General features: G+C 50.5%; 10 protein-coding genes. 2 read left to right on the top strand and 8 right to left on the bottom strand.

Going from position 1 to position 14,561, the window contains the following annotated elements; translation table 11 throughout:
• The first annotated feature begins 92 nt into the window (after nt 1-92).
• Nucleotides 93-2,006 (top strand): ABC transporter substrate-binding protein, encoded by a 1,914-nt coding sequence (locus JXQ85_RS02325; protein ID WP_421747236.1) that lies wholly within the window; start codon nt 93-95, stop codon nt 2,004-2,006.
• A 634-nt stretch (nt 2,007-2,640) separates the two neighbouring features.
• Here JXQ85_RS02325 and JXQ85_RS02320 read toward each other — a convergent pair.
• From JXQ85_RS02320 to JXQ85_RS02310, 3 genes are read right to left on the bottom strand one after another with little or no spacing between them, the layout of a single operon-like run.
• Nucleotides 2,641-3,048: a hypothetical protein gene (locus JXQ85_RS02320; protein WP_421747235.1), complete on the bottom strand. Its 408-nt coding sequence runs from the start codon at nt 3,046-3,048 to the stop codon at nt 2,641-2,643.
• Between the two features lie 51 nt (nt 3,049-3,099).
• Nucleotides 3,100-3,567, bottom strand: a complete 468-nt coding sequence (locus JXQ85_RS02315; protein ID WP_421747234.1) for a YybH family protein — start codon at nt 3,565-3,567, stop codon at nt 3,100-3,102.
• Nucleotides 3,568-3,622: 55 nt separating this feature from the next.
• Nucleotides 3,623-4,159, bottom strand: coding sequence for a redoxin domain-containing protein (locus JXQ85_RS02310; protein WP_421747233.1), 537 nt, complete (start codon nt 4,157-4,159; stop codon nt 3,623-3,625).
• 70 nt (nt 4,160-4,229) lie between these two features.
• On the opposite strand from JXQ85_RS02310, the gene JXQ85_RS02305 reads away from it, so the two are divergent.
• Nucleotides 4,230-4,835, top strand: coding sequence for a TetR/AcrR family transcriptional regulator (locus JXQ85_RS02305; RefSeq protein ID WP_421747232.1), 606 nt, complete (start codon nt 4,230-4,232; stop codon nt 4,833-4,835).
• Nucleotides 4,836-5,507: 672 nt separating this feature from the next.
• Here JXQ85_RS02305 and JXQ85_RS02300 read toward each other — a convergent pair.
• From JXQ85_RS02300 to JXQ85_RS02280, 5 genes are all read right to left on the bottom strand, one after another.
• A complete protein-coding gene (locus tag JXQ85_RS02300) occupies nt 5,508-8,561 on the bottom strand; it encodes an efflux RND transporter permease subunit (protein ID WP_421747231.1) in 3,054 nt (1,017 codons plus the stop codon).
• Between the two features lie 10 nt (nt 8,562-8,571).
• Nucleotides 8,572-9,612 (bottom strand): efflux RND transporter periplasmic adaptor subunit, encoded by a 1,041-nt coding sequence (locus JXQ85_RS02295; protein ID WP_421747230.1) that lies wholly within the window; start codon nt 9,610-9,612, stop codon nt 8,572-8,574.
• Between the two features lie 653 nt (nt 9,613-10,265).
• Nucleotides 10,266-11,231, bottom strand: a complete 966-nt coding sequence (locus JXQ85_RS02290; protein WP_421747229.1) for an ATP-binding protein — start codon at nt 11,229-11,231, stop codon at nt 10,266-10,268.
• On the bottom strand, nt 11,228-13,432 hold the full coding sequence (locus JXQ85_RS02285; RefSeq protein WP_421747228.1) for a Mu transposase C-terminal domain-containing protein: 2,205 nt from the start codon (nt 13,430-13,432) through the stop codon (nt 11,228-11,230). Before JXQ85_RS02285 ends, JXQ85_RS02290 begins: the two co-directional genes overlap by 4 nt.
• Complete coding sequence (locus JXQ85_RS02280) at nt 13,432-14,163, bottom strand: hypothetical protein (protein WP_421747227.1); 732 nt, start codon at nt 14,161-14,163, stop codon at nt 13,432-13,434. Before JXQ85_RS02280 ends, JXQ85_RS02285 begins: the two co-directional genes overlap by 1 nt.
• Nucleotides 14,164-14,561 lie beyond the last annotated feature (398 nt).

Here is a 14,561-nt window from a genome sequence, read left to right as displayed (position 1 = left end):
AACCACTTTGAACCCTTCTTAACTATGGAAGACAACACCCAAGGCCCGAATCCGAGTCGGGGTGGCTGTCGTTCAACGGAGGAGGAGACTCTATGAATTTTCAAACACTCAAAATGAGTGCTTGCACGGTCGCGCTAACCACTGCTTTCACCAGCGTCGCTTTTGCGCAAGCAACTGGCGAAAGCCCTGAATTCGCAGCAATGGTAGCTAACGGAGAGCTACCGCCTGTTGCGGAACGCGCATCAATGGAACCTGAAGTCATCGACTTTGGCGAAGTTGGTACATACGGCGGTTCTTGGCGCTTTGGCCTGTCCAGCACAGGTGACGATGGCACATTGCGGTCACATGTCGGGACAAATGGATTGGTGCGCTGGCATCGCAATCTGAAAGAATTGACACCGAACGTCGCCCGAGACTGGGAAGTTTCTGAGGACGCACGTGAGTTTACCTTCTTCCTGCGTAAAGGCATGAAGTGGTCAGACGGTGCACCATTCACCACGTCGGACATCGCGTTCAGCATCAATGATGTTCTTTTGAATGGCGAGTACGAAGATCTTTCGACCCGCTTCAAATCTGGTGGCGAGGCATTGCGCCTGGAAGTCATTGACGAAACAACATTCAAGATTGTTTTTGATCATCCAAACGGTGAGTTTCTCGGCCAGATGGCCCGTGAAGAAGGTGCAAACCTGAACTTCTTCCCACGTCACTACTGCGAAAAGTTTCACCCAACCTACACCGATGACCTTTCGGCTGCGATGGAAGCCAATGGGGCGCCAGACTGGCAAACCCTGTTCCTGCAGCAATGTGGTAACCCACGTGAAGGTCAGCGTTGGTTGAATGCAGAACGTCCTGTTCTGGATCCATGGGTCATCGTGAACCCTCTGGATGGCGCAGCGACTGTTGTGACCCTGAAAGCGAACCCATTCTTCTGGCAAGTCGACCAAGCCGGTAACCAGCTACCATACATTAACGATCTGCAAGGTCGTATCTTCCAAGACCCGGAAGCCATGACTTTGGCAGCAATCGGTGGTCAGTTTGACTTCCAATACCGTCACATTGATGCGCCTGGTAACCGTCCTGTTCTCGCAGACAACCGCGATGCTGGTGGCTATGAGCTTTATGAAGTGACTGCCGCAGGTGGTAACTACAACTGGATCCAGCCAAACCTGAACCACAAAGACCCTGTCATCAACGCGCTCTTTAACGAAAAAGACTTCCGCGTTGCGCTTTCCATCGGCATCGACCGTGAAGAAGTGATCGACACGGCGCTTCTGGGTGAGGGCACTCCTTGGCAAACCGGACCGTTTGAAGACACTGATCTGTATCACGAACGTGTTGCAACCCAGCACCTTGAGTTTGACCCAGACCGCTCCAACGAACTTTTGGACGGTCTTGGCCTGACAGAGCGCAACGACGATGGCATTCGCCTGATGTCTGACGGTCGCCCTGCGCGCTTCCTGGTTGATATCCGCAACACATATCCGCACATCGTCGACATGATGCTTGTGATCAAAGACCAGTGGGAAGAAGAGCTTGGTGTCTCTATCGATCTGAACGTTGTGGACCGTTCCCTTCACAAGCTGCGTTCCAAGAATGCTGATCACGACATGACATCTGACTCAGGTAACGCGACTTGGATGCCTGGTCAGCTGCCATCTGCGATCCTGCCAATCGATTCGAGCTCGCGTCACGCGCCACTTTGGACCGAATGGTATCGTTCTGGCGGCAAGTCTGGTGTTGAACCACCAGAGCACACCAAGAAACGTTACGAGCATTGGGAAGCCATCTTTGCGACGGCGGATCCAAAGGAACGTATTCGCCTATTCCACGCGATTGCGGATATCGCAGCGGATGAATTCGAAGCCTTTGGAGTAACCAAAAATGCTTCGACATATGGTGTGGTGGCAAAGGAACTGAGAAATGTTCTACCGGGAATGAAGTCAACCAGCCAATTCCCTAGCCCAGCAAACGTATTTATGCCTCAAGCTTGGTTCTGGGCTAAATAACGCACTCAAATTGAGATTGGCGGCCGTTAGGCCGTCAATTATTCACCACTTTCGATAGTCCAAATTTCAAACGTTGTTCACCTCAGAACAGCAGCAAATGGGTAATTTCAAATACTTCCACTGCGACAGCTCGATAGCTGTTGTTTAACATTACTATTGAAAGCTTTTGTGCCTGCACTCCTTTGGACGTTGCCCAAACTTAGCAAAAAACGCGACTGATAAACTAGACGTTGATGCAAATCCGGTGGCCATGGCTATATCAATGAGCGCCAGTTTTGTCCCAATTACCGAGGTATGCGCTTTTTTTGCAAGAGGCCTGATGGGCCTGAATTTTCTTCGGCAAAAACCAGCGGCATTTGTGTCTTAACTCTCGCCCCGGGATTTTGCGGTATTGGATCAGGCACCGGACTGATTGCTTGAAGAAGAAACCGCAACGCCTGATCAGAGTTACGCATTACTCCTTAGGACCATATTTGAGTGGATAATTTCAAAACATCCGAGTCAAAAAAGGCATGGCGCGAAAACGCCATGCCACTCATTTTCTCAGAAGGGTCCGCCCTAAACTCAAGTTGAATTGAGCGTGACTAAACATTGGTCGCGAATTGATATGTGTAGTCACATCACGGATCCTCACTTACGCATCAGTCGGATCGCTCCGCGTCATGATGATTTCCCGAATGATCTGCCAGCGGCCATCTTCTAGCACAAAATCAATGCTAAGTGAGATAAGCTGATACCGCCCAGTGGCGTCGTTCTTCCGGCTTACCACAATATGCCCGTGCGTATCATCGGCTTCGACCAAATGGTACTTCACCCATGGGTTGTCATCTATCAACGCACCCATGTTATTCTTTATGAACTCCATGAACCCGTTCTTGTCGTTCAGCATCAGGGTTCCATCATTTAACAGAACATACGTCTGCATGTCGCGGTGATAGAGTTGATCCAGAACTTCAAAAGAGTGCCCGGATACACCGTGGATCAATCCATCCAGTGTCTCTTTGACGATAGCGGAATTTGCGTGATCTTCAGTCATTGCCATTGCTGTGCTCCTTATAAGATTAGGTGTCCTGCGGGGAGATGACGCTGAAGATCACTTTGGCGCGTAGTTGCTGAACATATCCAAAACGATCTGCCACTGGTCGTCTTCATTCTCGCGCTCAAGGACGTAGATGTACGAACCTTCAAGCTTGAAACCTTGGCTTTCAACAGCGGCGCGGGTCACACCCTTCATAACTGCTTGCGTGCCGTCATCAGAGATGAACAGGTCTTCGATAGTGTGCGACAACTGACCTTTGTTTTCGCTCATGAAGTTGATGGTCTGGCGCGGTACGCCATCGCGTCCCTTTGCTGGACGTGTCGCAGGTGCGATCCAGAATGCATCTTCGCCATAGAGCGAAAGTAGCCCCGACGCGTCATGGGTTGCAGCAAATTCATTGAAACGATCATTGAAGGCGATCAGGCTTTCGCGAGCTTGGGCTTGAGCGTGTGTTTCAGCGATTGCAGGTAGAGCCAAAGACGCGAAAACGGCAATAGCAGAGAGTACGGATGTCAAGCGCATGAGCTTGTCCTTTCAAGTTAGTTATTTAGCTTTAGGTGGTTAGAGGAACTCGGCCTTACGCTGCGCGTGTCCCCCGGATTGGGTATTTATTCTGAGGATTGCGAATAAATCGAAACCCACCCAGAAGGGTTCTCAGGTCAGGCAGAGCAAATGGCGCGTTGGAAATATCCGTGACCTGGAACTTTCCATCCGCATTTACGACGAAGATTCCTGGTTCAGCAAAGGGACGATCTGTTTCTTCCGCTGATCGAGGATCGGATACATACAGCCCGAGTTGGTGCATCTGATCTAAGGTAAGATCACAGCCGACACGGAAGCTTGGATTCACAAGCGCGATTTGATCCGCTGCTTTGGCCTCTGGGTCTGCTGAAACCGCGGCAACATCTACGCCAAGAGCATGAAACTCTGGCAGCAATGCCTCCAGCTCTTTCAGGTAGCTGGTGCACATTGGGCAATATTTGCCGCGATACACGACCACCATTTGCCAGTCGTATCCCGCCTGCGGAGTACCGAGCGTCAGTTCGCCGCCGCCCAGTTTGGCTGTTGTAATGGCTGGAAACAAGGATCCAGCAGGTGTCTTTTGTGATGACATATCGGTCGTCCTTGCATTTTGTGATGATCGTTATAAAATATGAAAAAGTAAAACGTCAAGGATTTTTGTAATGAACGTCACAAAAAAAGTTGGTCGCCCTAAAACCTTCGACCGGAACGAAGCCTTAACCAAGGCGATCAGCGTGTTCTGGAAACAGGGCTATGAAGGGGCGTCAATGAAACTGCTGACAGACGAGATGGGAATAAACAGCCCCAGCCTCTATGCAGAGTTTGGGGACAAACATGGCCTCTACCTGGAAGCCATTAACAGCTATGCAAACAACGATGCCTGTTCCCCATTGGTCGCATTGGAAACGGCATCAGACATTCATCAGGCTGTAAGGGCGTTCTTCGAAGCGGTGCTTGACTACTCAACCCTTCATACAAGCGGGGCAAAAGGCTGCTTCCTTGTCTCTTGTGTTGCAACAAGTGCAGGGCATGTTGAGGGCACTGCCGAATTGCTGCGTGACGCAATCACATCAACAGACAATCGCATCAAAGCGCGCTTTGATCATGAAATAATGCTGGGGAAACTACCGCAAGACTTCCCAAGCGCTGATCGCGCTAAGCTGATGTTCGACCTGCGGCAAGGCATGGTTTTTCGAGCACGCGCTGGTTTCTCAGATTTCGAACTTGCTGGAGACATTGATAAATGTGTCAACGCAGTTCTGAAATGACCTCGCAATGCTATAATTGCTAAAAAGGGCGGCAACTCCCTTATTGGACTTGGCGGAAACTGCGCTCAAATTCGGCAAAAAGGTGCTGTGCGCATTGAAGCAACACAATCCAACTCGTAGCCTCCGTTAGCATTGACTGAAACGCATATCCGCGGTGAAGTGCGTCGCAATGGACGTTCGTTTCCATTACATGACTTAAAGTTAGTTCAAGGTCGGCTTTGCGGACGAAGCGGCCGCACGCTGCAGGGTGGTAGCTGACGAACCTTTGGATTACGGTTGCGCAGATGTAAATTATCACAAAGTTCTGCCTTTTTGGTCAGATATATTGCTTCTGGCAACGCGAAATGTGTCACCTCCACGGCAATCTCGGTCAGCTTGCTGTAGTCCACGCATTTTTTGCACGACGGGCGGGAAGCGGACTTTCGCTGCAGCCTATTCCGATGACAGGAATGCGCAGAAAAATGGTCGCAGACAAGATTGCTCAAAGCCTTTGCCGGACATCCGTGCAACCTCTGCCTAGTGACTACACGCAGCCCAATTCTGACATTGGAATTTGCTGAGCTCAGACAGAGCAGAAGAAAGATGGCTTTTGCGCGTTTGATGGGGCGAGGGAAGGAATTGAGTAACCTCGCCCCAACGATAACTAGGTGATTTTCTTACTCAGTGGCAAAATCACGCTGCGATTGATTTATTGGATGTAGCTAATTTACGACCACTGGCAAAGAAGGCATGGTAGAACACCGGTGCCGCGATGAGCGTCAAAATCGAGGCGAATGCCAGACCGCCCATGATCGTGACAGCCATGGATTGGAAGAATGCGTCCCAAATCAGAGGTGTCATCCCGAGAATAGTGGTTGCAGCTGCCAAAATGACAGGACGTAGTCGCGACGTAGACGCTTCGACAATCGAGTCCACTTGAGGCTGCTCCGGTTTATTTTCCCGTACAATATCGATTTCTTCGACCAATACGATGCCGTTTTTGATCAGCATGCCGGACAGAGACAACAGACCAAGAAGCGCTGTGAACGTGAAAGGCATCCCGGTGCCTAGCAGCGCGAGAGCAACGCCGTTTACTGACATTGGCACCAACAACCAGATGATCAGCGGTTGACGAAGTGCGTTAAACAGCAGAACCGAAATTAACACCATGATCAGTAAGCTCAAAGGAAGTTGTCGGCCGAGGCTGGCCTGCGCATCCCGTGAGCTTTCGTATTCACCACCCCATTCCATCTTATATCCTGCGGGGAGCGGCATGGCCTCGATGGCATCCTGCACTTCGGTTTGAACCTGCGCTGCAGTCACGTTTTTAACAACGTCTGAGCCAACTGTGATTGTCAGAACGCGATCCCTGCGCATGATCAAGGTGTTTTGCGGCTCAAACCGCAGACCTTCAACAACCTGTTCAAAGGGCACGTAGATCTGACCGGTTGAAGAGTAGATCACCTGATCAGCAAAAGAGAGGTCATCTTCTGGAGCAACACGGACAATGATCGGAATCTGACGATCGCTTTCGCGATAGACACCGGCGTCAAAGCCTTCCGTCGCAAACCGCATAACATTTGTAATGTCGTCGCGCGTAATGCCTGCTTCCTGTGCACGTTCCGTCGCATAGACCGGGCGCAGAACTTGCTCCATTTCGCGCCAATCAACACGTGGAGCCACGATGTTCTCTGAAGCGTTGCTCAGAATGACACTTGCTTGATCCGCGAGATCGCGCAAGACCTCAGGGTCAGACCCAGAGAAACGCACCTGAATTGGATCGCCGCCGCCTGGACCAAATGCCAGACGTTTTGCGCGGAATTCACCCTGTGGCAATGCTTCCGCAGCAAAGGCTTCCATTTCAGAGATCAAAGGTGCAATTTCATCGATGGTCTCGGTGCGCACGATGATATGACCGTAACTTGGGTTCGGATCTTCTGCCTGGTAGGTCAGCATAAAGCGCGCTGCACCTTGTCCTGCATATGCGGTTGCAGACACAACGTCTTCCTGCGTTCTCAGCCATTCCTCCAGCACTTCGAGATCACGGGAGGTCTCGTGGATCGATGCACCCTGCGCCAACTTGTAATGCACAAAAAAGAGTGGTGTGTTGCTGTCCGGGAAGAACTGCTGCTTCACTTGCCCAAAGAGAGCGAAACAGACGACCGTCACAGCCAATAGTCCCGGAATAACCAGCCACCAAACTTTTAGGCAAAGGCGCAGCAAACCGGAATAGGCGCGGAACATGACACCGCTATAAGCGTCATCTGTGTCAGAGCTGCCTTGGCGGAAAAAGTAATGCCCCAAGATCGGAGTTGCGGTCAGCGCAAGCACCCAAGAAAGCATCAAGGAGATGGCAATCACAGCAAAGAGTGAAAACAGAAACTCGCCCGTCGCATCATTGCTAAGGCCAATACCGGCAAAAGCCATAATCCCAATAACCGTCGCGCCCAACAATGGGATTTGTGTCTTGCCTGCAGCATCTTCTGCTGCCCGACGAGAGGTCATCCCGCGCCGCATCGAGATTTGCATACCTTCGGCAACCACAATGGCGTTATCCACCAGCATGCCCATCGCAATGATCAAGGCCCCGAGAGAGATGCGTTCCATCTCAATTGAGAAGATCGCCATGAAGAACAGCGTGCCCACAACGGTCAACAAAAGGGTGCTACCGACCACGATCGCGGCTCGCCAACCCATAAATAGGGCCAACACAACAACGACGATGCTGACGGACATGGCAAGGTTCACAAGGAAATCGTTCGAGGCGTTTTCGACAACAATATGTTGTTGGTAAACCGGGTGTAGATCGACTCCGACTGGGATTTGTGGGGCAAGTTCGGCAATCTTGGCATCGGTGCGATGCCCAACTTCGACGATGTTTTCACTACCCAACCCGGCAACGCCAAGCGTAAAGGCACTTTCGCCATTATGACGGATCAGCAGGCCCGGGGTTTGTTCGCGATCACGGCTGACTTGAGAAAAGTCAAAAAGGTTCAACACCTGTCCGCCGACCCCCACCGAGAGGCCTGCAATGTCGGAAACCGAGTCCGATCCCGTTGGGCCCTGAATGAGCGTGCGGCCATCTACGGATTGGATAGAGCCAGCATCCGCAACAGAGTTTGACGTGGCAATCGCATTGGCAATCGCGGCTGGAGAAACGTTTAGGTTTGTCGAGATTTCCAAATCGGGCTCGACGTAGATTACCTCATTTGGCAAGCCAGAAACATCTACGTCAGCGACACCTTGAACGGTCAGGATTTCACGCCTCAGAAAAGTCGCTAGGTCATGGATTTCTGCATCCGTGAATCCAGGGGCCGTCACCGCATAATAAATCCCAAAAACATCACCAAAACTGTCGTTCACAAACGGACGTTCAGCACCGGACGGTAGCCGAGCGCTGTTTACGCGATTGCGCAGTTTGGTCCAGACTTCAGGCAGCTCATCGCCGTCATACTGATCCTGCATATCAACCGTAATCCACGACAGACCAGGTTGGTTCATGGACCGGATTTCCTTGACCTCAGCCATTTTCTGGATCGCGGATTCAAGGGGTTCAGACACCTCACGCGCAACCTGTTTGGCGTCAGCGCCAGGATATTCGGTCACGACAACAGCAGTTTTGATTGTGAAAGCCGGGTCTTCAAGTCGGCCGAGGGAAAAGAACCCCCAAATTCCGCCGATCATACAGATCAACATGATGATCCAAGTTTGAACCGGTCGTGAAATTGATGCGCTCGCAACGTTCATAGGTTCACCCTCAATTTGCAAAGCCGGTGAAACGGCGCGCTGCGGCGCCATCAGTCAATCGGCTGGCACCGCTTGCCACGATCTCTTGTCCATCGCTGAGACCGGATACCACTTGGAATTGTCCTTTCACATCGGGCAAAATCTCGATCTCAACTGCATGAATAATGCCTTCATCCGCACCTGCTGGCTCAAACACCAAAACCTTTGGCGTGCCGTCATTGGCGGTTTGGATCGCCGAAGATGGGATCAGGATACGGTCATCCGAATTATTCTGCGTTGCGGAGACGGTGACAGACGAACCGGGCAAGATTGTCAGCCCCTCAGGAGGCGTCATGCCCAATGTGATCCGAAAGGTTTGTCCAACCGGCGATGTTTCAGCGTTGTATTCGCGCACCTGAAGTGGGTAGGTCGTGTCGCTTGAAGGAAATTTTGCTGTCAGCGTGAAATCAGCGTCCTCACCTGTCCGCTGAAATAGGACTTCAGGAACGTCAATTTCAATTCGCAGATCAGACATATCATGCAAACGCGCAACCGGCGTACCCGCGTTGATCGTAGAGAATTTGGCAACATTGCGAGTGGCGACCAAAGCATCAAACGGAGAGAGCAAGGTCGCGTTGTTCAATGAGCGCCGTGCGTTGCGCTGAGAGATTTCCGCAAGCTGCTGTTGTGTCTGGGCATCGTCAACCGTGACCTGACTCACGGTGTTACCCTGAAGTTTAGTCAAACGATCAACCGTGCGGTCGGCTTGCTGCTTCTGAACAACTGCCTGATCCAGTGCGAGCTCGAAAGGCTCAAGATCAAGCATCGCAATCGCTGCGCCCTTAGAAACCGTTGTCCCCTCCACAATCGGAAGGTCGACAATTTGACCACCAACTTGGAAAGCAAGATCCACGGTTTCCTTTGCTTTGACCTGTCCAAAAAAGACACGGGTCACCTTCTCGACACCAGAATTTACCTTCATCAACTTCACAAGGCTTGGCGCATCTTGAGCGAAAGCCGATTGCGGGACAGCGAGCATCACAAATGCAGCCACTAAAACCAAACGAAACATGCACGTTCTCCAGGATCATGTGTAAAGGCGCAGATACCACGAATTACTCAGCATAACATATGCACAATTGGAAAGAGCCGCGTGCAATTCTGTTCGTTGGCATCAAAATAGCCTGATCGCAGAGCTGGCCTTGGTGCAGGTTGCGGCGAAAGTCTTCTTTCCGCCCTTTACATAAGCAAACACTCTAAAAGCAGCAATCAAAGGATATCGTTAGTTTTGATGGGTGCGTCTCATTACGAACGATGCTTCAGAAGATAAAGGTTATATTGGTAAAGCCCTACCACCCGCCATCGCAATTTATCACTATAAATCAATACCTTAAATAGATACCACGCTACCCAAGCCAACACTTTGCGCAGTGTTTGTTCTGCGTTTTGCGCAGACATTTCGTTTTTTAGGCACATTCTAATGCCTAAGAAACCAATTGTTCGCGCAAATCAAATTTACCACCCAAAACGGGCTATAAAATCCGTTAAAATTCAATGACTTACAAGGTGACGAAAAATAGAGAAAGAAATAGTTTGCGCAAGAAAGCAAATGTCTGCGCAAACTATTCTCAAGTTGTGAGTGGGCTGCGGAAGCGCCTCTAATCAAAAAGAAAAACCCGCGTCGGATGACACGGGTTCAGTCAATTTTCCTGTTTTGATGTCGCTTTAACTTTGGATCGCCTCAAGAAACGGATGTTCCTTTCGATACATCGTCTCAAAGTCTCGGTGCAGATAAGGCGTTACTGCAGGCGCGGCTTTTGTTTTGGTTACCCACCATTGCACGAAATGCTCCCGCAAAAGCACGCTTGAGCCAACTCTCTTTGCCTGAATTACAGCAGTTTCGACCAGCTTGATGATCAGACCCCATCGATACGCCCCTGCCGTGACCAAGCGATCGAAAAAGTCCTGGGACATAAGGTCAGGGTCAACTTCTTGATTTTGCTCGAGCGCATAACTCCCAACAATTTCATGTACGGTTTCGTAGTCCTTGGGAAGGACGACATCATCGAATGGAAACCTTTTCAAAAGCCGATAAAGCTGCATCTCTTGACGCATGTAGTCATCCAACTCGGGGATACCAGAAAAGATCAAAATTAGGGGCCAATCATGCGACTTCATCAATGTCTTGAAGGCATCAAAAATTGCCAACTGATCAGTGTCTTTCTTCTTCCGAAAGATATGCTGCACTTCATCAAAATGAATCCCGACATAGCCTCCGAGTTTTGCTTCGCGAACAACGATATCCCAAATTTCGATTTGAGTGAGTTTGGATTTTGATTCAATTGGGTAATGCAAAGAACGAGCCGTGCGATAGCCTAGATCCTTCCAACCGGCGACACTCTTCAAAAGGCAAGATGCAAACTTGGCTTGCTGGCCGTTTGGCAGTTTGGCTCCACTGGCATTGAACTTCTCGATAAGATTTACAAGCTCAGTGGTTTTCCCGCTGCCTGACTGTCCGGTTACCAAGAGTCCCTCTGCTTCAAAATGCCCGCCATGACTAAGATTGCCCAGGTGGGTGCTGAACAGTTGCCTCAGATCTGCTTTTAGCTCTTCGCCTCTGGAAAGAGGGTAGATGCGGTTTCCTTGCTGTTCGACCAAGTCGCGGATCGTTTCGTCGACAAATTCGTTCATAGCTTACTCTTCCTAATTGGAGCGAACATTGGGGCGGGCTTTTCAGACAAGTTTTCCGCACTGACTGAAGTCGGCAGGACATCAGTGATCTTGTCGGTCTCTGGAGAAACCTCTGTTTCGGCTGGCTGGTACTTCACAGGAGCCGAGTTTTCCCTTCGGGGCGGCCCCAAAACGCTGGCGGGCGAAACAGTTGGCTGCGATCTCGGCATCGGAATGTACTCGACATTATCCAACTGTTCAGACTGTTTTCTCAGCTTTTCAATATTGACGTATGCGTCGGGGTCATTCGGATCAAGGAAAAGGCCGGACTCTTTAGCGCGACGGGCCCTCTCGTCCTTAAGGTGCTGCTCATACATTAGACGCTTTTCAGGATTACGCTCAGCCGTTTGGCGCTGCAGGTTTATTGCCTCGGCCAATGTCATATCCGCAAAGACAGTCATTCTTAACTGCGCGGTCATAACGACCTTCGTATCCTGACTAAAAATTGTAACTTCGCGCAGATCGTCAGGATCAAGGCATACGGTCACATTCTTGGACACACCCGCCGCAAAACGCTGCAGCTCAGTTGAATTGTACCAAATGCCGTAAACACGAACACCTTCTGAGCTCGTGGTTACGGTGTCTTTTTCACCCAGATGCAGACGTCGAGCAATTGGATCAGGAGCGTCAATACCACCGTAAATCTCAATAGCCTCATCCAATTTCTGGACTGGCATCGCGCCGTACATGCCTGTGCCTGAGTGCTTTCGGAAAGGGTATTCGTCAACGAAATATCGCGTAATAATCCCCATGAGATTATCTTTGGTTAGAGTGGCTTCTTTCTTTCCATCGTAAGCGCTTAACTCGCCTGGCCGACTACCTGTGTATCCTGGAAGAAAGTTCAAAACTTCCCATTGTAAGGTCCCAATTGCGCTTTCAACGAAAGGATTGTCCGACGAGTGATAGGTGCGTCCCATCATGATCGACGATCCTATTCCAAGTTCACTTTGATAGATTTTCGCATTCCGAGTTGCGGTCCCGTTGTCGGACTGAACGAGAGATAGGCCTACAGCAGGCGCTGGGTCTTTCACGCAGCCATAACGCAATTTCTCACGCTTCTTATCGCTGGTTGCCATTCTAAGCAGCTGCCTTTGTGCATCTGAGTCAGCTGTTTCAGTCAAGACCCACGCCAGTGGCATACGTGTTGCAACGTCAAACATAACATGCAACCACAGCCGACAAATCTCATTTTCTTCCAGTTCAGTGTCTATGTCCTCCTTGGCCAGCGGCCTAAAATCGACGTTGCCTTGATCATTGGTAAAGATGGAAAGGTAGACTTGGTCAGTTGCAACACGTTGACCGTACTTCAAAGCACGAACATCGGTTGACCCTGCACCGAACTTGTTGCGCGCATATTTGATCCCATTTCGACCTGCTTCTCGGGTTACAAGACTGCTAGCATTGTATCTTGCCCGAACCGTCGTCAACGAAGGGGCCACAAAATTTTTGAGGATCATATCGGGATCTTTGTCCCAGACGGCCACCGACCACTCGTAGGTCTTCGAAAGCTTTGTTTGATGTTCCTCCACCATAATATTGAAAACATATTCGATAAACCGTTCTTGCAATTTCGTAAGCCTACTAAACGAACTGCCTTGGGGCCCTTTCGCATGATGCTTGCGTAGCAACACAACCGGATTGCGATCAAACTTTATGTAGCGGCGATACATCTCCTGCAGAGAGCGTCCATTTGGCAAAGAATGGGGTGAACTTGCACTGCCAATATAAACGCCATGAAAAAGGTGCGGGTCATTAGCTAGAGAACAGGCCGATGATTTCAAACGAGCTCTGACATCACGACGATTCAGATATCTCTGTGTTAGCTTTTGGCCCTCTTCTTCGAGTTCAAGCATCGCCTCAGCCAGCCCAGTCCTGGCACGAATATCGCGCCGCTCTTGGTCCGGTAACTGAGCAGTATTCTCGATACCGCCAGTATAAGCCAACAGCTCCTTATGCAGTTCCAAAGCCGTTGGCGTGATCAGCTGAGCATCATTGGCCGCGAGGGCCGTATCTACACGCTCAAATGAGAGCGAACAGCACTCCCCATTGTCAATGCTCTCCACAGCATAACTGTCAGCGTCCTTGCCAATCACACGCCAACGCACGTGATCGAGGACAAGCTCCGACCCTGCGGGGACCTTATAGAGGGGAGCGCTAGGCATTAAAGGACCCAAACCCGATTGTTGATGGACATAGCTGTGTGCCAGTTCGTACCGAGCTTTTTGAGACCGACCAGCCGCAGAATGGAATCGAATACACGCGAGCACTCAAGGTCGCAGGCAGCCATCAAGCCTTTTATGTCCCAAAAAGACGTACGCTTGGCTTTGTCCAACACAAACCTATCGAACTCTTCGTCAGGGGTCTTAGTTGCCTCCCATACGAGTAACAGATTGTCCCTATATGCTCTGGTGTATCCATCGCCGTTAATGACAACCTTTTTGTCAGCGAAGGTCGCAGGTGCGCCCTCGAAAATCGCCTCAATGTCAGCGCGCGTTTCGGGTCTGAGAAGGCTTGTTCCGTTCCGCACGAATACTGCCTCTCGGTAGCCACACCGATACGTGATGCGCAGATCGAAACTGTGTTGACTGCGCTTGCCGCGATGGTTGACGTAAGCAATCGGCGGTAACTGAACCTCGAGCTTAAAAAACTCAGGTATAAGGAGCGCCTCGATAGCAACGGCCATCTCGCGAGCACTCTCAAAGTGATACACCTGCGGCACCCCATTGGTCGCGGGTGTTGGGAGTGCCATAGAGATCCGATGAGCCGTATTGCTACGGCTGAGTGGGCTCCTGTAACCTTGATAGGGCAAAACGCCTGGGATCGGCCCCAATTGTAGCGGCGGTTGTTTCGCCGTTTTTACGAGAGAGGTATCCCAGTCTAGTGGATAGGACATAGCTTCTCCGTTCTCGAAAGCGTGCGCTCCCGAGCCTTTCAATTAAAATTTCGGTTTTACAGAGCAAGCAGACTCGCATGCTCCAGGTTGCTTTTGGGAGACCTCAGCGCGACGGCGATCATCTCCATGTTCAGTGCGCGATTAGCCCGCGTCTTATTCTTTGTGGGAGCCCAGTCGACGTTGTCCGCTACATCAGGCTTCCTAGGCACCCTAAGCGTTCACACAGAACCACTTCGAGTCAATTGTTGTTTTTTATCAGAGGCTTGAAAGCATTCACGCTGCCTGTTTTCGCATGTGTTTCACGTGCAATTTGATCCCCTTTCTCCACTCAACATTCGCGCAACTCAAGGTTGTCATTGTGCTTTGAAAAATGATGTACGCGTTGAATTTCAGAGATG

Source organism: Cognatishimia sp. (genome assembly GCF_049116455.1).
Lineage (GTDB): Bacteria > Pseudomonadota > Alphaproteobacteria > Rhodobacterales > Rhodobacteraceae > Cognatishimia.
Note: the sequence above shows the minus strand (reverse complement) of the source record. Positions and strands in the feature narration are given on the sequence as shown.

Bases quoted from the DNA above. Each gene is read 5' to 3' on its own strand.
- JXQ85_RS02325 (WP_421747236.1), top strand. From the start codon at position 93: ATGAATTTTCAAACACTCAAAATGAGTGCTTGCACGGTCGCGCTAACC.
- JXQ85_RS02320 (WP_421747235.1), bottom strand. From the start codon at position 3,048: ATGGCAATGACTGAAGATCACGCAAATTCCGCTATCGTCAAAGAGACA.
- JXQ85_RS02315 (WP_421747234.1), bottom strand. From the start codon at position 3,567: ATGCGCTTGACATCCGTACTCTCTGCTATTGCCGTTTTCGCGTCTTTG.
- JXQ85_RS02310 (WP_421747233.1), bottom strand. From the start codon at position 4,159: ATGTCATCACAAAAGACACCTGCTGGATCCTTGTTTCCAGCCATTACA.
- JXQ85_RS02305 (WP_421747232.1), top strand. From the start codon at position 4,230: ATGAACGTCACAAAAAAAGTTGGTCGCCCTAAAACCTTCGACCGGAAC.
- JXQ85_RS02300 (WP_421747231.1), bottom strand. From the start codon at position 8,561: ATGAACGTTGCGAGCGCATCAATTTCACGACCGGTTCAAACTTGGATC.
- JXQ85_RS02295 (WP_421747230.1), bottom strand. From the start codon at position 9,612: ATGTTTCGTTTGGTTTTAGTGGCTGCATTTGTGATGCTCGCTGTCCCG.
- JXQ85_RS02290 (WP_421747229.1), bottom strand. From the start codon at position 11,231: ATGAACGAATTTGTCGACGAAACGATCCGCGACTTGGTCGAACAGCAA.
- JXQ85_RS02285 (WP_421747228.1), bottom strand. From the start codon at position 13,432: ATGCCTAGCGCTCCCCTCTATAAGGTCCCCGCAGGGTCGGAGCTTGTC.
- JXQ85_RS02280 (WP_421747227.1), bottom strand. From the start codon at position 14,163: ATGTCCTATCCACTAGACTGGGATACCTCTCTCGTAAAAACGGCGAAA.